The sequence below is a fragment of the Corynebacterium sp. LK2590 genome (genome assembly GCF_040946105.1).
Taxonomy (GTDB): domain Bacteria; phylum Actinomycetota; class Actinomycetes; order Mycobacteriales; family Mycobacteriaceae; genus Corynebacterium.
Genome location: NZ_JAYWMH010000019.1, coordinates 1 through 499, shown reverse-complemented (window position 1 = coordinate 499; position 499 = coordinate 1). Strand labels below are relative to the sequence as shown.

1 protein-coding gene is annotated in these 499 nt (G+C 54.7%); it reads left to right on the top strand.

Annotation, left to right across the window (positions count from 1 at the left end; all coding sequences use genetic code 11):
* Nucleotides 1-392: transposase (locus VVR85_RS11175; protein WP_368520940.1), on the top strand; the 392-nt coding region annotated here is incomplete at its 5' end.
* Nucleotides 393-499 lie beyond the last annotated feature (107 nt).

Sequence of the window (499 nt, the reverse complement as noted above, 5' to 3'; positions counted from 1 at the left end):
ATTCTTACCTGGTTGAACGTGCACTGCGCATGGCTTACACCCTGCGTGGTGAAATACCCAACGGCGTGGTCTTCCACGCCGATCGTGGTAGCCAGTTCACCAGCGAACAACTGTGGCAGGTCTGTCAAGAACTAGGGATTGCACAATCGGTCGGCCGTACCGGTGTCTGCTTTGACAATGCGATGGCCGAGTCGTTCTGGTCGACATTGAAGACCGAATTTTACGATCGGAAGAAATGGCGAACCCGTGACGACGCCCGGAAAGCGGTGGCTCGCTGGATTGAGATTGTCTACAACCGGCGCCGTCGCCACTCGTCCATCGGGATGGTAAGCCCCGTCGATTTCGAAGCCCAGCTCGCTGATCAAAATGGTAATAAGAAGGCCGCTGCTTAACCCCTAAGCAGCTTAACAACGTGTCCACGATTTGCGGGTAACCCCAAACATGCGCTTGACCAAGTCAGGAAGACTCGACTTACGCTTGGTTTGGACCGTTGTCACTG